General features: G+C 60.8%; 14 protein-coding genes. 5 read left to right on the forward strand and 9 right to left on the reverse strand.

The features are described 5' to 3' along the window. Positions 1 to 19 precede the first annotated feature (19 nt). The 5 genes from K3728_10840 to K3728_10860 all read left to right on the forward strand — a co-directional run bounded on the left by K3728_10840 (position 20) and on the right by K3728_10860 (position 6,775). Complete coding sequence (locus K3728_10840; protein ID UWQ94228.1) at positions 20 to 2,092, forward strand: MMPL family transporter; 2,073 nt, start codon at positions 20 to 22, stop codon at positions 2,090 to 2,092. Beyond that, positions 2,092 to 2,556, forward strand: coding sequence for a hypothetical protein (locus K3728_10845; GenBank protein UWQ94229.1), 465 nt, complete (start codon positions 2,092 to 2,094; stop codon positions 2,554 to 2,556). The genes K3728_10840 and K3728_10845 overlap by 1 nt, the downstream gene beginning before the upstream one ends. Positions 2,557 to 2,726: 170 nt before the next feature. Continuing rightward, complete coding sequence (locus K3728_10850; GenBank protein ID UWQ94230.1) at positions 2,727 to 5,636, forward strand: PAS domain-containing protein; 2,910 nt, start codon at positions 2,727 to 2,729, stop codon at positions 5,634 to 5,636. 8 nt (positions 5,637 to 5,644) lie between these two features. Then, positions 5,645 to 5,989, forward strand: a complete 345-nt coding sequence (locus tag K3728_10855) for a PAS domain-containing protein (protein UWQ94231.1) — start codon at positions 5,645 to 5,647, stop codon at positions 5,987 to 5,989. Between the two features lie 87 nt (positions 5,990 to 6,076). Next, positions 6,077 to 6,775, forward strand: a complete 699-nt coding sequence (locus K3728_10860) for a hypothetical protein (protein UWQ94232.1) — start codon at positions 6,077 to 6,079, stop codon at positions 6,773 to 6,775. Positions 6,776 to 6,786: 11 nt separating this feature from the next. On the opposite strand, the gene K3728_10865 is transcribed toward K3728_10860, so the two are convergent. The 9 genes from K3728_10865 to K3728_10905 form a co-directional block, all read right to left on the reverse strand. Beyond that, entirely contained in the window at positions 6,787 to 7,587 is an 801-nt protein-coding gene (locus K3728_10865) for a putative hydro-lyase (GenBank protein ID UWQ94233.1), read from the reverse strand. Between the two features lie 86 nt (positions 7,588 to 7,673). Next, on the reverse strand, positions 7,674 to 10,292 hold the full coding sequence (locus K3728_10870; GenBank protein ID UWQ94234.1) for an AAA family ATPase: 2,619 nt from the start codon (positions 10,290 to 10,292) through the stop codon (positions 7,674 to 7,676). 1 nt (position 10,293) lies between these two features. Continuing rightward, a complete protein-coding gene (locus K3728_10875) occupies positions 10,294 to 11,385 on the reverse strand; it encodes a metallophosphoesterase (protein ID UWQ94235.1) in 1,092 nt (363 codons plus the stop codon). Positions 11,386 to 11,394: 9 nt separating this feature from the next. Then, the gene (locus tag K3728_10880) at positions 11,395 to 12,294 is read right to left on the reverse strand and encodes a sugar kinase (protein ID UWQ94236.1); all 900 of its coding nucleotides are present in this window, start codon (positions 12,292 to 12,294) and stop codon (positions 11,395 to 11,397) included. Between the two features lie 264 nt (positions 12,295 to 12,558). Then, complete coding sequence (locus K3728_10885) at positions 12,559 to 14,010, reverse strand: aldehyde dehydrogenase (protein UWQ94237.1); 1,452 nt, start codon at positions 14,008 to 14,010, stop codon at positions 12,559 to 12,561. Between the two features lie 17 nt (positions 14,011 to 14,027). Further along, positions 14,028 to 14,744, reverse strand: coding sequence for an ABC transporter ATP-binding protein (locus tag K3728_10890; GenBank protein ID UWQ94238.1), 717 nt, complete (start codon positions 14,742 to 14,744; stop codon positions 14,028 to 14,030). Next, the gene (locus K3728_10895; protein UWQ94239.1) at positions 14,737 to 15,468 is read right to left on the reverse strand and encodes an ABC transporter ATP-binding protein; all 732 of its coding nucleotides are present in this window, start codon (positions 15,466 to 15,468) and stop codon (positions 14,737 to 14,739) included. Before K3728_10895 ends, K3728_10890 begins: the two co-directional genes overlap by 8 nt. Beyond that, positions 15,465 to 16,376: a branched-chain amino acid ABC transporter permease gene (locus tag K3728_10900; GenBank protein UWQ94240.1), complete on the reverse strand. Its 912-nt coding sequence runs from the start codon at positions 16,374 to 16,376 to the stop codon at positions 15,465 to 15,467. The genes K3728_10895 and K3728_10900 overlap by 4 nt, the downstream gene beginning before the upstream one ends. 3 nt (positions 16,377 to 16,379) lie before the next feature. Beyond that, complete coding sequence (locus tag K3728_10905) at positions 16,380 to 17,246, reverse strand: branched-chain amino acid ABC transporter permease (GenBank protein ID UWQ94241.1); 867 nt, start codon at positions 17,244 to 17,246, stop codon at positions 16,380 to 16,382. Positions 17,247 to 17,282: the final 36 nt, after the last annotated feature.

Raw genomic sequence — 17,282 nt, forward strand, 5'->3', positions numbered from 1 at the left:
ATAAATACAGGCGATGCCAATGACGGACATAACAGTTGCACGAGGGATCAGCGCAGGGCGTTGGTTGAAGGGGCTGTTGGCAGTGGCAATTACGTTGCTGTCTGTTTGGGGCATTCGGTCTTTGCAGGTTGAGTCCGACGTTATCAGTGCCCTGTCCGGCAACAGCGATGGGTATCTGGCCTATGAGGCGTTCCAAGACCGATTCCAGCTTGGCGCCGCGGATGAGGCACTGCTGGTGCGCGCCCCGGACCTTGCCGACCCCGCCGCGTTTGAAGCGTTAGAGAACCTGATCCTTGACCTTCAGTTTACCGATGGCGTGGCTGAGGTCGTCAGCCTGTTCTCCCTTCCCGCCGAAGGCACGAGCACGCCGTTGATCTTGGCCGATGATAGCGCCCCGTTAGAAGATCGCTTTGCCAGCTTCATCAGCTCTGGTCCCGCCGCCAGCGCCCTTGTCAGCTCCGCCCGTGACGCTGCGTTGCTGCATGTGATCGCAGTGCCCGACGCGCAACCGGGCGAAATAGCCACCATGCTGCCCGACTTGCTTGCCGCCGCCGCCCCCTTGGATGTCGCCGCCGTGGGCCAAGCGGAGGTGGAGCGTCAGATCTCGGCCAACCTCTTGCGTGACCAGACCTTAGTGACGCCCGTGGCGGTTTTGATTTGCATTCTAGTGGGTGCGATTATCCTGCGCTCGGTCCGGGCGGTTCTGGTCTGCGCCGCCCCGGCGATTTGCGGCGTATTGTGGTTCATGGGGTTTCTGGGGTGGGCAGGCCACGCGCTGGACCCATGGCTTGCGACGTTGCCGATGTTGGTCATGGTTCTTGCGTTCGCGGATACCTTGCACCTCTTTTATGCGTCGAGAGAGGAAGGCGGTTTGGAAAAGGCCGTGCACAATGTGATGCCCGCCGCCTTCATGACCTCTCTCACCTCGGCGTTGGCATTGGCAAGCTTTGGGTTCGCGGGAAGCGATGCCCTGTGGGGCTTGGCCGTGTGGGGGCCTGTGGCGGTGTTCAGCGGCTTTGCCTCGGTCTACCTTCTGTTCCCCCTCCTCAGCCGTCTGTTCATTCGCGGTGAAATCAACCACCCCGCCGGGTTTTCGATGGTCATGGCCCCGGCCCAAAGCGGATTGCGCCATCCGCGCCTGATGGCGGTGTTGGCCTTGGCCGTGGTGGCGGGCCTGATCCCCGGCGTAAACAGCACCGATACCGATTTCTCCTTGTCCGAGCACATTCGCGATGACAGCCCCCTGGGCCACGACCTGATCTTCATGGAGGATGAGGGCCTTGGCTCAGCGAGCTTGTTTGTCGTGGTAGAGGACACCGACGGCGAACCGGGCCTGTCGGCTGCCGATGGCCCAAGGATCGCAGAAGCCGCCGCCCTTGCGCTGAGCGGCCCCAATGTCTCGGTCGGGGAAGAGGCCCCCTTGGTGCCGGAGCGTTTCCGTGCCAGCGATGACCTGGCCGTCGCCTTGCCGGTTCTGGTCCCCCTCGGCAATGGGCCCGAGCGGTTCGGCGCTGAACTGGACCGGTTGCGTACCGGGATCGAAGACGCCGGACTTGGCGATACGGCGCGGCTGGCCGGGCAATCGCTTCTCGCCCATGAAGTCGTGCCGGAAACCGTCGATGCGATGCGCTCTTCGTTCTACATCGCCTTGGCGGCGATCACGCTGGTCGTGGCCCTGTCGCAGCGCACGATAATTTTGGCCGTGCTGGCCACGGCCGTCAGCGCCCTGCCGATGATGGCGATTGAGGGTGTGTTGTACCTTTCTGGGCGCGGCATGACGATGACGGCGGCGATTGCCCTGACCGTGGCCTTCGGAATCGCCGTGGATAACACCATTCATTACCTCAACCGCTGGAAACGCTCCAAAGGGCCACGCGGCACCCGTTTGGGCGAGGCATTGGGCCACGCAGGCCCGCCAATGGTGGCCTCGACCCTGATTATGACCCTGGGTTTCGGCGCAACTTTGCTGAGTGCGACCGCTTCGATGCCGCAGTTTGGCGTTTTCGTCATCTCGGCGCTATGGATGGCCTTGGTCGCAGCGCTATGGTTCCTACCGGCGCTGATCCGCTTGGTCAGACGAAAGGAGACGTAATGCGTCCAACTCTTGCCCTTCTGGTAGCTATGGCTACCGCCCTTCCCGCCGTCCCGGCCCTTGCCGACATTCCGGCTTGGCTTTCAGGCGAGTGGCGTACAAACGCCCGCCTGACAGCGCCAGACGGCGCGCGTTTGCGTATCCGCTGCACCCTTGATGCGGCCTCGGCCACCGATGGCAATTGGGGCGGCACCCTTGGGTGCGCCACGGTGCAAGGTCGGTTCCAGGGGCAATGGCAGGTCGCGGTCAGCGGCACGGACGCCAGTGGCAACGTGGTCTTTTCCGGCACCGATGATGCGCAGATGGATGTGACGGGCTCTTTGACCGACACGCGCGTTGACCTGTCTTCGGCCGATGGCCAAGGGGTCGCCTTCGCCCCCGGCGCCGAGGGCGCCTTGATCGTAGAGATGACTGCGATGGGCCCGCAAAGGCTGACAGGTACGTTAACTTTTGAGTCGCGTTAACCTTTATGGCACTGCCCTACTTGGGCAGTGCATTTGCGCCACACTCTTTGGGCGCTCGGTCGTAAAAGCACCTGACACCTAGGCCTTAATCCCCATGGCAGCTTGCACCTGTTGCCGTTGCGGAGGGCTTTGTGAAATGTTCTTCCCCACGACGATTGGGGAGACAGAGTATGACCGACAAAAACGGGCCGAATGGCGCGCCTGAACCATCGCTGGACGAGCCACCGTTTTTTGTCGGGATTGGATCATCGGCTGGCGGGCTTGAAGCGGTCTCGACCCTTGCGCAGAACCTGTCGCCGGACGTGAACGCCGTCTACATTCTGGCGCAGCATATGTCGCCAACCCACAAAAGCTTGCTCACGTCGCTGATCTCTCGGGAAACACCCCTGCCCGTGGTTGAGTTATCCGACGGTGCCACGCCCACGGCACGCACGATCTTTATCACCCCGCCCAACACTGATGTGATCCTTGAAAACGGTAAGTTGCGTCTTGTGGACCCTGCGGGGCATCCTGCCTCTCCGAAGCCGTCGGCGGATCGGTTGTTCAAGTCATTGGCCAAGGAAGCCGGCGAGCATTGCGTTGGCGTTGTTCTTTCGGGCACTGGTAGCGACGGCAGCTACGGCGTACAGGCGATCCGCGAGGCCGGCGGCATCACCATTGCCCAAGACCTGACCACCGCCAAATACGACGGGATGCCCCAATCGGCGACAGAGACCGGCTGCATCGACTTGACTTTGTCGCCGCAACAGATTGGCGTTCATTTATCTAAGATCCTCGCCAGCCCACGTGACTTTGACCAGCTGCGTCGCCTGAACGAGCGTCCCAGCAAGATGTCGGACCTGTTCCACATTCTTCTGGCGCGCACCAATGTGGATTTCCGCGATTACAAGGAAAACACCGTCGCCCGCCGCATTAACCGCCGCATGGCGGCGCTGGATATCGACGACTACGACAATTACGTCGCCTATTGCCGAACCTCCGGCGACGAAGTGGAGGCGCTCTATCGCGACCTTCTGATTTCCGTGACGCGCTTCTTTCGTGACAGCAGCCAATTCGACCAATTGCGTACCCAATTTGAACGACTGGTAAAGAACAAGGATCTGGGCCAAATCAGACTTTGGGTGGCAGGCTGTGCCACGGGTGAAGAAGCCTACTCTATCGCCATTATATTGGCCGAGGCCATGGGCGGCGTGGAGCACCTCAAACGGTCCCGCGTCCAGATATTTGCCACCGATATCGATGACCGCGCAATTGAAGTGGCGCGGCGCGGCAGCTATCCAATTACCGCCGCCGCCGACATTCCCCGTGACCTGTTGGACAAGTATTTCACCGTCTATGATGGGCGGATCGAGGTGGTGCCGGAACTGCGCTCGATCACCCTGTTTTCCATGCACAACATTTTCCACGATCCCCCGTTCCTGAACGTGGATTTTGTTTCGATCCGCAACGTGATGATCTACTTCAACGCCGCCCTTCAAAGCCGCGTGTTGCACCGCATTCACTACGCGCTGAACACATCCGGGATGTTGTTTCTGGGGACCTCGGAAACCGTGGGCAATATGGAAAGCCTGTTCGAGACCAAGGCCGGCAGCGACAAGATATTCGCCAAACGCCGGATCTCTGCGGCGAACCCTCCGCGGTTTGAGACCGGCACAAGCACCTATGGCCGTAAAGCACCGACCCAGATCAACAATCGTGCCGACCGAAGCCAGCAGCGAACACCCCCAGAGAGCGGCATGTTCAACACGCTGGCCCGCGCCGTGGCCCCCAATGGGTTCGTCATTACCAATAGCGGCGAGATGGTTCGGGTCTTTGGTGACATCTCACATCTGACGCAACTGTCCGAGAACGCGCCCCTATGGATCGGCATTCGTAATCTGCGCAAACCCTTGGGCGATGAGATTCAGGGGCTGATCGCCACGGCGATGAAAACAAAGCAAAGGCGTGACGGGCGTTGGCACGACATTGAAGGGCCCGGGTTTAATCAGGCCCGCTCTGTTTGCTACCCGCTGCCTGCTAACGCCGACAGCGAGGCGGGCGAGGATCACCTACTGGTGGCCTTGGAAACCCGCATGGAAGATCAAATTCCAAAACCTCTTGAGGCATTCGGCGAGAACGAGCAGCAGGCCTATATCCGCCAGATGGAAGTGGAGGTCGCGCAAACCCGTGAAGCGTTGCAGCAAACCGTGGAGGAGCTGCAAACCACCAACGAGGAACTGCAATCCATCAACGAAGAAATGCAATCCACGAATGAGGAACTCCAAGCCACCAATGAGGAACTTGAAACCTCGAACGAGGAACTGCAATCCACCAATGAAGAACTGATCACAGTCAACGAAGAGCTTCAGGTAAACTCATCTGAGCTACAGCGCGTATCCACCGAACTGGCCGCCACCCTAGAGGTGGTCCCCTTCCCCGTTCTGGTAATCGACCAAGCCCTGATTGTGCGCCGGGCGTCCCATGTTGCATTGGGGCATTTCAACATCGGCGAACTGCCCGCCACGGGCGTCCATCTGTCCCAATGCTCCCTGCCTGTCGAGATGACCTCGCTGGCGTCGATCTGCAACGATGTCTTCAAGTTCCGCGACGAACGCCATGTCGTGTTTTACGATGGTAGCACCGCCAAGCAGCTTCAAGTGACCCCATTTCACAACCAAGCGGGCGATGTGACGGGGGTGGTTGCGACTGTGGTGGACGATATCTCGACCGCGACGGCCGTGGACTTGATCCAGCGCCTTGGTAGTATTGGGCATTGGCAGGTGGACCTGAAGACTGAGCGTTTGTTCTGGTCTGAGGAGGTGCGCAGAATCCACGGCCTGAGCGCTGACGACCCGCTGCCACTGCTGGAGAATGGGATTGACTTCTATCACCCCGATGATCGGGAAGAAGTGGCCAAAGCCGTTAACGATTGTATCGAAACTGGCGCCCCCTTTCAGTTCACCCATCGCCTGATAAACGTGCAGGGTGACACCATCATTGTCGAGGCCGCGGGCCAGCGGATAGATGATGCCGCAGGCAACCCGTCGCGCCTTATCGGATATTCAGTGACGTCACCGAGGAGACCCGAAAAACGGCTCTGATCCAGCAAATGGAAAGGGTGCAGGACAGTCGGAACCTTTCGTTCTACTCCTTTGACCTTGTTGACGAAAAACCTTACTGGAGCCCTAACATCTATGGCCTGTTAGGCTACACCAACCCCGCCGACGCGCCGGTGTTTCACAGCCTCTCGGATCTGTTCCACCATGGCGACCGCGAAAAGGTTCAAGCACTTTGGGATACGGCCCATGTGACGGGGGAGAATTTCAACTGCACGGCACGGATTGTGTGCCAAGACGGGCGGCTGCTGACCTGTACCGCACAGGGGTCGACAGTTACCGACGCCCAAGGTCACGTGACCCATATTTTTGGCCACATTCACCCTGAGAATCCCTAGGAACCTCCGCAAAAACCGGACGGCGTTAAGGTTTTTTTAAGGAATGACCGCTAAATATTTCATCAAATGCGGAAAACGGAGGTTCCCATGGCTCCGGCAACCCAATTTGCGGAAGGGCTATCCATAACACTTTCCCACGCGGCTCCTTCCGAGCCGTGGATTGCTGTGGCTGTGGTCGTCACCCGAAAGGATCTGCGCCACCGCATTTCCTTTGTACAAGATCAACCAATTTCCGACGTTTTCTGCCGCGAACTGGTGGAGGCGTTAACCCCGATCCTAAACAATTTCTCTGACACCAGTGGCGTTTATTCGAACCCGGACTTCGACCTCACCCTGCCCGGTCTGTCCGTTCAACAACTGCGCGTCATTTTCTCGACCCACGGAGATAACCCCTCTCGGGCGTTGGTGCGTTTCGCGGCCTTTGCCGGCAATCCCCACCGCACCTTGTTGAACGATGATACCTTTGCCTACCCGATGGATGCGCTGACCTCCAAGGTTTACCGCGACGCGCTGGATTGGGTCTTGATGCCCGCCCTCAACATCGTGTCCGTCGATGAGGCGGGCGGATTTGCGGCGGATAACGTTCACGAGTTGGAAGACGCAATGACCCACCTTCGTGAATCCAAGGACCGGTTGCTGTTTCAGGTTGAACTTGTGAAGCGCGAACTCGGCCGCCTGGAGGCGCATACCTACGCGCAGCAAAGCAGGATGCAGCCCGCGCTTTTGGCCGCTGAGCCCGAGCAAGAAGAGTTTCGGACCATGCGTGTGATCCGCGACATGGATTGAAGGTGGCTTAACTAAGCTGTGAAAATCGGCGTTTCTGCATCTTCGGCCACATCGGCGATCAGCATGTGACCGGGTGCATGGGTAATGCACAGGGGCAATTTCGCCGTTAGCAACACGTTCTGCGGCGTGACCCCGCAGGCCCAATAGACCGGCACTTCACCGGGCCTGACCTGAACTGCATCGCCGTAGTCAGGGGCCGAAAGATCTTCAATTCCGAGTGCCGCGGGGTCGCCCTTGGCAATCGGCGCCCCGTGGGCCTGAGGAAAGCGCGCGCTGATTTCAAAGGCTTTTTCCACCAACTCTTCCGGGATTGGGCGCATCGTTACCACCATATTTCCCGTGAAGGGCCCCGCCGGAACAAGCGGAATGTTGGTGCGAAACATCGGCACGTTCACCCCGTCCTCGATATGGCGCACAGGAATACCGGCCCGCAAAAACGCGTTCTCGAAGGTGAACGAACATCCGAGCGCGACGGTCACCATGTCATCACGCCAAAGGTTCTTAATGTTGTTAACTTCCTCGCTCAGCGCCCCGTCGCGGAACACCCGGTAGCGGGGCACGTCGGTGCGAATGTCGATATCACGGCCGAGGGTTGGCAACATCGGATCACCTGTCTCGCTTACCCCGACGACGGGACAAGGCTTCGGGTTGCGCTGGCAAAACCGCAAAAAGTCGAGCGCGTGCTCCGCCGGCAAAATCGCCAGATTGCACTGCAACTTCCCCGGCGCCATGCCCGCGGTATGGCCGGCAAACGATCCATTCCGGATCGCCGTCCTGATTTGCGTCGCGTCGCTGTGATCGATTGCGGACATTACGGGCCCCTTCCTTGCGTTTTCAAACCTTCTCATGAACTCCGCGCGGTTGGCAAACCGCGAAAGAATTTCATGCCGCGCAAGCCTTAGATCGCGCTGATCGCCACTTCGGGGCGGGTGCCGCCCAATTCCATGAAGGCCATGGTTCTGCACGTGAAAACGAGGATTTGCTGATCCTGCGCCACACGGGTTAACGCGGTAAACATCTTCACGATCCGAGCGTCATCCGAGTAGACCAGCGCGTCATCCAGAACGATCGGCATGTGCCGCCCCTGCCCTTGGAACAGCCGCGCGAAGGCCAGCCGCGTCAGGATTGCGATCTGCTCCTGCGTGCCGCCGGAAAGGTTGTCCAGACGCTCTTCGGTTTCGGCGCGGGTCAGTCCGGTCGGCAGCAAGTTGTCGGTGTCAAACTGCAAGCCAGCCTCATCGTAAAGGATCGACAAAAGCGGCGCCAACTCCGCCTGCACCGGGCCAAAGTAGGTGTCTCGCGCGGCCGTTCTTTCCGCCTCCAGCGCCTCTTTCAGACGGGTCAATGCAGCCACTTTTCCATCAAAACGCGCCGCTTGGTCCCGCGCGGCCTCTAGCTGCCCTGCAAGGGTATCGCGTGTTTCCTCAATCCCGGCTTCCGACAGAGCGTGGATTTCCGCCGAAAGTGAGGCCACGCGCACCTGCAATTTCTGCACCTGCTCGCGGGCCGCTTGAACCGCGTTTTGCGCCCGGGTGAATTCTGCCTTCGCAGTGGCCAGATCCGGCGCTCCTGTCCGCAGCGCCTCCAAGGCTTCCGCTTTACCCTCAAGGGCTTGCGCCGACTGCGCGTCCACCCGGATCAGCTCGGCGCGCTGGCCATCGCGCACGCCCGCGTCACCAGCTGTCACAAGGGCCGCCTCCAGGGCGGCTTGAGCGTTCTGATCGGCGGCTTGGGCGCGAATAGCGCCCTCTCTCGCGGTGGCATAATTTGCCTCGGCCCGCGCCAAGGCAGCCTGCGCGGCGGCGTCATCGACCTGGGTCTGCGCCAAGGCCTGATCCAAGGTGTCTTGGTCGGTTAACGGCGTGTCATCGGCGTCTTTTGCGGCAAGTTCAGCGGCGGAAATCTCGGCCCGAAGCGGGTCCGCACCGTTCGGAGCCAAGGTGCGCAGAATCGTGTCCGCTGTCTCTGCCTCCTGCACCCATTTCGCATGTTTCGCCGCCCGTTCACGCGCTTCCCGCAGGGATGAAACCGCCGCGTGCGAGAGCATGTCATCGAGCCGCGCCTGCGACCGCGTTAGGGATACCGCCGCCTCTTGCCCGCCGTCAGGCACCTGCAAATGCATCGCCCCAATCCCCGGGAATTCGATCTTCGTGGAACCCGTCAGCGCAATCACCTCGTCGCCCGGCAAGGGGGCCCCGTCGCGGATCGCCCACGTGTCAGTGGAGTAGTCAAGACGCATCGTTACGGCCTGCGCCGACACAGCGGCGGCTTGCGTGGCGGCGGCGGAATGGGCCTCTTCCACCTGCGTTAACCATTTTGCTGTCGCCTTTGAGGCAGCCACTTTGGCCCGCGCTTCATCTCGGGATTTTTGTGCCGTTTCAATCTTTTGCAACTGTGCCAACAAGCCTTCGGCGCGGGCCTTTGCAGCGCGTGCGTCGGCCTGATTGCGGGCGGCTTCCTGCATGATACGAGCATTGGAGACGGCGGTGGCGGTCGTCTTCTTGGCCTCTTGCGCCGCCCGAACCGCGGTCTCTTGTCGTTGCGCGTGTTCTTGTGCGGTGGCGCGGGCTTCGGCCGCTTCCGCTGCCGTCGTTTCTGCCCGGGCCACGCGGTCAATCGCGGCAAGGAAATCATCCAGACCCTTGCGGGCGGCGTCCGCCTCGATCTGGGCCAAACGGTGATCTTGCGCGGCGCGTTCCACTTGCCCGGCGTGGGCACGCGCCTCGGCCAGCGCCGCTTCCGCCTTGGTCAAACTTGCGGCTCTGTTTGCGCGCGCCTCGGGTTGATCCAATTGCGCCAACGTCACTTCTGCCTGTCTGCGGTCTGTCAGCGCCTGAGACAGCTTGGCGATCTGCGCGTCGAGCGTACTTAACTCGCCTTCCATCTCGGTGATTTCCGAGTTCAGCGCCCGCCATTGCCCCGTAGGCTTGCCCGTCGCCGTGACCAGAGGTTTCAACTCCTCCGCCACGCGCTTCATCACCCGGTCCATGCGGCGACCGCCGGTCATCGCGTCAATCTCTCCGCTCACGGAGGAAAGCAAATCGCGTCGCGTTTCCAACTGCTTAGCTGTTTCGTCCTTGGTGTCCGCGTCCAACCCTATCGCCCCTTGGCGCACCCACAGCAACCCTGCCGGGCCGTTCTTGTCTGATCCCAATGCTGTCGCGATCCAGCGTTCGGCCTCATCATCCTGAGCGATCAGGGCGCCGCTTGGTTGGCGCAGAATGCGGGCGGATTTGCGTTGCAGGAACGACTTCTCAACCCGGAAAAGGCCCGCGTCTGTTTCGATCTCAGCGGCGATTTCTACCGCCCCTTTAGCGTAGGGTTGCAAGCTTTTGACCGGCTTCGCGGCAGAGCTGTATTTTTCGAAAAACAGGGCGTGAAGGGCGTCGAAAAAGGTCGATTTGCCGAATTCATTGGCCTCGGAAACCACGGTGATCCCGTCGCCGATCCCGGTGATCTCGGCGCGTTTACCGGCGAACTTTCGCACATTGCTGAGGGTGAGAGAGCGCAGACGCATGTCAGGCCTCCAGCGCGTAGGAAAACAGATACGACAAGGCGGCACGCGCGGTGGCGCGGTCCTCCGGGGACAGCGCGTCGTCTTCCGCCTCTGCCACCAAAGTATCGGCGGCGGCCCGCAACGCACCGTGACGGTCGATTTGATCCAAATCCGAGGTGTCGTGGATCATTCCCAACGCATCAAGGTGCGCCTCCATCCACAGGAAATCCGGTGTGGCATGGGCGATGTCCGCTTCCATCCGCTGGCGCAGGGCCGGACGGGCGCGCCCGGTAAGGGTTAACGACATTAACGTATGGGCGCGTCCCTCTTCCGGCAGGGTTAGGGACGTTTCTTCTCCGGTCAGCTCAACCTCGGCCTTTTGCCAAATCAGCCGTGCTGTTGGTTGTGGTGTGACCCGCGTATTTTGCCCTTCCACCTCCACCAATAGCGCGGAAGGCGTCGTTTCATGCTTGAAGCTATCGGCCTCGGGCGCACCGGAATACCATGTTCTCTCAGACACTTGCAGTTGCCCATGCCAATCCCCAAGCCCCAGATAGGCCAGCCCCGCATCCCGCGCCCGATCCGCCGACAAGACAGAGGCGCCGCCGTCCTCGGACGAAAAACCCCGGATGGAGCCATGGGCCAGCCCGATGCGCAGGGCGTCACCGGTTTCGGCACTGTCGAACCATTCGGTCAGATCGCGGCCCGGGTGCCGTTCCGTCGGGGGGGCCGGAAGCAGGGTGACGGTTTCCGACAGGGCGACAGGCTCGGGGCGCAGCAACGCCGTGACATTGGGCGGCGCATCAGCGGTGAAGGTGCGCCAAAGCTCGGTCGCGTTGGCGTGGTCGTGGTTGCCGGGCAAAAACAACCACGAGATATCGCGGGCCGCCCCCATGGCGTTCAACGCATCGCGGATGGCTTTGGGCGTCGGGGTCATCTTGTCGAAGGTGTCACCGGCCAGAAGCACGTGTTGCGCACCGGACGCACGGGCGCGTTCGGCCAAGGTCGTCAGCGCCTCTAGCCGCGCCTGGCGCAGGCGCACGCGCACGTCTTCGGGGAAGGTGCCGAAGGACTTATCGAGGTGCAGGTCAGAGGAGTGGATGAACCGAAACATCAAGCTGCCTTAGCTCACCCCGTCCACCAACGCGCCGCGCGATTGGATGATCTTGGCCGAGACCTTGCATGCCGCCGCCACTGCATCCGCTGGCGTGTTGCCCGCAATCAAGCTGGCCAGAAAGCCCGCGTTGAAGCCGTCTCCTGCTGCCGTGGTATCCACCAATTGCGCCACCGGGTCGGGGTTGTGGGTGCCGACCTCTCCGCCACAGGAATACTGGACCTCTCCGCTGCCATTCTTGACTACAACGCTGGTCGCGCCTGCCGACAGGTAGCGGGCCACGGTGGCTTTGGGGTCCGCGTCACCGAATTGCGCGGCCTCTTCATCGAAGGACGGCAGGATGATTTCCGAGCTGAGCGCCGCCTCCATGATCGCGGCCCGCATGTCTTCGGGGGCGTCCCAAAGGTGGGGGCGGATGTTGGGATCAAAGGCCACCAACGCCCCGTCTGCCTGCGCTTCCGAGATCGCGTCAAACAGCACTTCGCGTTCCTCTTCCGTCAAAATGGCCAAGGTGATGCCGCTGAAAAACACGATATCGGCCCCTTGAAGCGCCTTGGTCAAAACGGCCTCGTCCTTGGCCAAGGTCCGCGCCGCAGAGGTATCGCGCCAATAGTGGAACGCGCGTTCGCCGTCGGTCAGCTCGATCTGGTAAAGCCCCATGCCAAGCTTGGGATGTCGCGCGATATGTTGCGTGCCCACCCCCGCTTTCGCCGCGAAATCCACGAATTCATCGGAGATGCTATCACTGCCCACGGACGTCAGGAAATCCACCTGCCACCCCGGCGCAAGCTGCGCCAGATACCAAGCAGTATTGAAGGTGTCGCCCGCAAAGGAACGCTCAAAGGTCGCGTCCACCTCGCCCGGGGCCATCTCCACCATACATTCGCCAATGGACACAACGCGCGTCATAAGATCGCCTGTTGCAAGGTGCGGCAAAGGGAAAGGGGGTGGCCCATGGTCGTCTCCAGCTGGTCATGCATATGGGGCAGATTGCGCAAAAGCCACGGGAATGACCAGTAGCGATCTGGCTTAGGGAGTGATTGCCGGGATGGCCCCTACCGATTGCCCGACAAAGAGGCGCCCTGCCCCCTTCCGTCGCCGCGCCGGTCAGCCCGCCGAATTGGTTAACACGACGGGCCCTGCCCTGGCGGAGATCTCTCGCCGCAGCCGGTCTCAGATCGGGAAGTGCAGCGGGCCATCTTGGATCGTGACCCACCGTAGGTCCGTAAACTCTGCAATTCCCCAAGTACCACCAAACCTGCCAAAGCCGGAGGCCTTCACGCCACCGAAGGGCATCTGCGCCTCATCGTGGACGGTGGGGCCGTTGACATGGCAGATCCCTGCCTCAATCCGCCGAGCCACGTTCAACGCCTTGGCCGTGTCGCGACTGAACACGGCGGAGGCGAGGCCAAAGTCGCTTTCGTTCGCGATCCGCACCGCCTCGTCAATCGAGGCAGCTCGGATGATGGCAGCAACCGGGCCGAAGCTTTCCTCGGTATAGATGCGCATATCCGGGGTGACTTCATCGAGTGCCGCGGCATCGAGCATCGGCCCCACGCCGCCACCTCCGGCGATCAGCTTTGCGCCCTTGTCCACGGCATCGGCCACAAGGCTGTTGACCCGGTCGGCGGCTGCCTGAGAGATCAGCGCGCCCAAAGGCGTATTCCCCTGTTGCGGGTCACCCGCCGTAAGCGTCGCAACCTTCTTTGCGAAGGCCTCGACAAAGGCGTCACCGATGTCACCGACGGTGATGATCCGTTCGGTGGACATACAAATTTGACCTTGGTTCATATAGGCACCGAAAGCCGCGGCGGATACGGCGGCGTCAATGTCGGCATCTTCCAGAATCAGCATCGGGGCCTTTCCACCCAACTCCAGGAGCGCCGGTTTTAGGTATCGCCCTGCCAACTCGCCAATGGCGCGCCCGACCCGGGTGGAGCCGGTGAAATTCACGCGCCGGACCGCAGGGTTGGCGATAAGGGACTCCACCAATTGCGGCGCGTCCTTTGGATCGTTGGAGATCGCGTTCAGCACACCGGGCGGGAAACCTGCCTCGGCCACCGCCTCGATAATCAGCGCATGGGTCCGGGGACAGAGTTCAGAGGTTTTCATGACAATCGTATTGCCACAGGCCAGAGGCGTGGCGATGGAGCGGACGCCCAAGATCACCGGCGCATTCCAAGGGGCAATGGCCAGCACCACGCCCGCCGCCTGACGCATCGCCATAGCGGTAGAGCCGGGGCGGTTGGAGGGGATAATCTCTCCGTGGATTTGGGTGGTCAGGGCCGCCGCCTCCACCAGCATATCGGCGGCGAGCATCACATTAAAACGCGCCCAGGCTTCGGTTGCGCCAATTTCCTCTTTCATCGCTTGCACGATGTCATCGCCACGCGCCTTCAGGTTTTCGGCCGCACTCAATAGCTTGGCGCGCCGCTCTCCCGGTCCGGTGGCGGACCAAGCGGGAAAGGCACGGGCCGCCGCATCGACCGCCCGACGGCCATCCTCAAGCGAAGCAGCCCCAGCCCGCGTTACATCTTCCCCCGTGATCGGATTTTCTCGGGTGAAACTGCGGTCATCTTCGGCGGAGACATAGGCACCATTAATGAAGAGGTCCAAGGTTTGCATTTTTGTCTTCCTTTGATTTAGCTTGCGGCGCTGCCGCCAAGAAATGTGCTGATGACGGCGGGATCATTGCGCAGCTCAGCCGCCCGGCCCGACCCGGTGACCCGCCCCGCTTCAAGCAGGTAGGCCCGGTCTGCCAGTGCCAAAGTGGCAGCGGCGTTCTGTTCGACAATCACGATCGTCAGGCCGTTTTCCCGAATGCGCCCCAGAGCCGCAAAAACCTCTTGCGACACAATCGGGGCGAGCCCCAAAGACGGCTCGTCCAGCAATAGCAGATCGGGCGCGGACATCAGCGCACGGGCAATGGCCACCATCTGTTGCTCGCCCCCGGACATGGTGCCGACGGCCTGCTGCTGGCGTTCTGCCAGTTTCGGAAACAACTCAAACGCCAATTCCTTCTGCACTCGGGCGTTGGCACGGGCGCGGGCAGGATGGGCGCCAAGGGCCAGATTGTCCGCAACGCTCATGGCCGGAAAGACGCCCCGCCCTTCTGGGACCATGGCGATGCCCATTTCAACGAACGCGTGTTGGGGCGGCAACAGAAGGTCAGCGCCCTCATATCGGATATGGCCGCTATGGGGCCTGACGCGCCCCCCCAAGGCACTGAGCAACGAGGATTTCCCTGCCCCATTGGCGCCGAGGATGGCCACCATTTCACCCTGCGCCACGTCAAGCGAAGCCCCTTCAAGCGCGGTGTGCATCCCATAGCGGATGCTCAGATCACGGACCTCAAGCATGTTCCTCGACCCTTCCTAAATAGGCGGCAATGACCTCGGGATCGGAAAGCACTGCATCGGTGGGTCCATCGGCGATCAGACTGCCAGAGTTCATCACAATAGAGCGCGGACACAGGGCGCGGACGGCGGGCATGATGTGTTCCACCATCAAGATTGTCAGCCCCGAAGCCGTCAGGCTACGGATCAGTTCGATCCCCTCCAAAAGCTCGGTCGGGTTCAGACCGGCCAGCCATTCGTCCAAAAGTAACAACTGCGGCTCGGAGGCCAATGCGCGGGCAAGTTCCAAGCGCTTCTGGTCAATATAGGTTAGATCCCCGGCAGGCAGATGGGCGCGGTCCGCCAGCCCCACTTTTTCAAGGGTGCGCTCTGCCTTGGCCTGCGCCTCGCGGCCCCAAAGGCTTGGCCCGCCAAACACCGCAGGGATCATGACGTTCTCCTGCAAGGTCAAAGAGGGCAGAATGCGCACTAGCTGGAAAGTTCGGGCCACACCTGCGCGGGCAATCACATCAGGGCGACGGCCCGACAAGACGACAGCGCCGAAGGCAATGCGCCCGCTGGTCGGTGGCAAAGCCCCCGAAATCAGGTTGATCAGCGTTGTCTTGCCAGAGCCATTGGGCCCCAAAAGGCCCGCAATCTCGCCCTCTGCCAGTTCAAACGAGACCGCGTTCACGGCCTTCAGCCCGCCAAAGGTCTTGGTAACATTGTCAATCGCAAGGATACTCATGTCTGACGTGTCCACTTATTGCGCAGGCTTTCCAGACCGGCGATCACCCCATTGGGCAGAAGAAACACCACACCGATGAACAACAGCCCCATGATGATCGGATAGGTGTCCGGGAAGTCGGCCGATAGCCATTCGAACACAAGAAACAGAGGCACAGCCCCTAGTGCCGGCCCCCAAAGGCGGTTGGCTCCGCCCAAGAGCGCCATGATGACGGTCAGGAAACTGACAGTGGGGTTGAAGACGATCGACGGCTCCACATAGACCCATCGCGGCGATACAATGGCGCCGGCAAGGGTCAGCAATATGGCCGATAGCACAAAGGCCAAAAGCTTGGTCTGCGCCAGATTGATCCCTGCGTGGGAGGCAACCGTTTCATCATCGCCGATCACTCGAAGGGCAAGGCCCAACCGGCGCCGCTGGATGTAGGCGGCCAACGCGATGGTTACAGCCCCCAATGCCAGCATCTGCCAGTAGATTTCGCGCGCCGTGATATCGAGGAAGATATAGCGGCCCAAGGTGCCGGTCACATTGACCTCGTACCAAGTGATTAACTGGCGCACGAGCTCGGCCAAGCCGAAGGTAAAGATCACGAAGTAGACCCCTGACAGCCGCAGGGTCGAAAGCCCAACCAACAGCGCTACAACCGCGCCCACCAATCCCGCGACCAGCAACACGATGGGGTATGGCAAGGTCTCATTCAGGACCGCAACGGTGTAGGCTCCAATGCCATAGAACGCTACGGTCGCCAGCGAAATATAGCGCGTATGGCCAGAAAACAGGGACCAGGCCGTGGCCAAGGTGACATAGGTGGCCAGCCCGATTAGCAGACCAATCTGATAGTCACTTGCCACTAGCGGCACCAACGCCAACGCAATCAGCGCCACAAGAGAGATAGCAATCACGCGCATGACTCAGTTCCTTCCGAACAGGCCCTGAGGGCGCCAGAGTAGTACAAGCAAGAAGATGGCGAATGTGGCCGCAAGGGTCAGGCCCGGATCAATCGCTGTGGCCACGAATGTCTCGATCAGGCCAAGGGCAAGCCCGGCTACCAGCGCTCCGCCGACATTGCCTTTGCCACCCATGATCACAATCACAAGGGCTTTCATCGTAATGATGACCCCTTCAGTGGCCGAGAACGTCTGATACATCGCCAGCGCCCCCCCTGCCGTGGCCGCCAGCGCGGTGCCAAGGGCAAAGCCCTGCCGCGCCACCCGGTTCACGTCGATCCCCACAAGCGGCGCGGACCCCGGGCTCAGGGCAACCGCACGCAGCGACAGGCCCCAACGGGTTCTTGTCAGCACCAACAACAGCCCTGCCCCTGCAACGACGCAGATAACAAATGCAATCAAACGGTTAGCCGAGACCGACACCCCCAAGATGTCCACCCCCTGATCGAGATAAGAGATCGAGGTGAAGTTGGGTCCGAAGGTGATCAGCAACAGCCCTTGCAGCAAAAAGAGCAGTCCGAATGTGGCAAGGATTGAATCGACCTCTAGCCGTCCACTGGCACCTGAGCGTTTGACCAAAGGCCGCATCATCACCGCATAAAGCAGCCAACCCGCGCCATAGCCTGCCGGTGTCAGCAAGAGGATCGACAAAACCGGCGACAGGTTCAGCCCTTGGAACGCCCAGACCAGAAAGAACGCGGCAACCAGCGTCACTTCTCCGTAGGCAAGGTTCATAATACGGGCGATGCCGTATTGCAGCGTCAGACCAAGGGCCAACAGCGCATAGGTTCCGCCAAGCACGGTCCCAAGGATCAATACAGTGAGAAACATTTCATGTGTCCGGGAGAAGGTGGTGCCGGGCCCCAT

This window comes from Rhodobacteraceae bacterium M385 (genome assembly GCA_025141835.1).
Classification (GTDB): Bacteria; Pseudomonadota; Alphaproteobacteria; order Rhodobacterales; family Rhodobacteraceae; genus Gymnodinialimonas.

Coding starts and splice junctions, on each gene's coding strand:
- K3728_10840 (UWQ94228.1), top strand. CDS start 20: ATGACGGACATAACAGTTGCACGAGGGATCAGCGCAGGGCGTTGGTTG.
- K3728_10845 (UWQ94229.1), top strand. CDS start 2,092: ATGCGTCCAACTCTTGCCCTTCTGGTAGCTATGGCTACCGCCCTTCCC.
- K3728_10850 (UWQ94230.1), top strand. CDS start 2,727: ATGACCGACAAAAACGGGCCGAATGGCGCGCCTGAACCATCGCTGGAC.
- K3728_10855 (UWQ94231.1), top strand. CDS start 5,645: ATGGAAAGGGTGCAGGACAGTCGGAACCTTTCGTTCTACTCCTTTGAC.
- K3728_10860 (UWQ94232.1), top strand. CDS start 6,077: ATGGCTCCGGCAACCCAATTTGCGGAAGGGCTATCCATAACACTTTCC.
- K3728_10865 (UWQ94233.1), bottom strand. CDS start 7,587: ATGTCCGCAATCGATCACAGCGACGCGACGCAAATCAGGACGGCGATC.
- K3728_10870 (UWQ94234.1), bottom strand. CDS start 10,292: ATGCGTCTGCGCTCTCTCACCCTCAGCAATGTGCGAAAGTTCGCCGGT.
- K3728_10875 (UWQ94235.1), bottom strand. CDS start 11,385: ATGTTTCGGTTCATCCACTCCTCTGACCTGCACCTCGATAAGTCCTTC.
- K3728_10880 (UWQ94236.1), bottom strand. CDS start 12,294: ATGACGCGCGTTGTGTCCATTGGCGAATGTATGGTGGAGATGGCCCCG.
- K3728_10885 (UWQ94237.1), bottom strand. CDS start 14,010: ATGCAAACCTTGGACCTCTTCATTAATGGTGCCTATGTCTCCGCCGAA.
- K3728_10890 (UWQ94238.1), bottom strand. CDS start 14,744: ATGCTTGAGGTCCGTGATCTGAGCATCCGCTATGGGATGCACACCGCG.
- K3728_10895 (UWQ94239.1), bottom strand. CDS start 15,468: ATGAGTATCCTTGCGATTGACAATGTTACCAAGACCTTTGGCGGGCTG.
- K3728_10900 (UWQ94240.1), bottom strand. CDS start 16,376: ATGCGCGTGATTGCTATCTCTCTTGTGGCGCTGATTGCGTTGGCGTTG.
- K3728_10905 (UWQ94241.1), bottom strand. CDS start 17,246: ATGTTTCTCACTGTATTGATCCTTGGGACCGTGCTTGGCGGAACCTAT.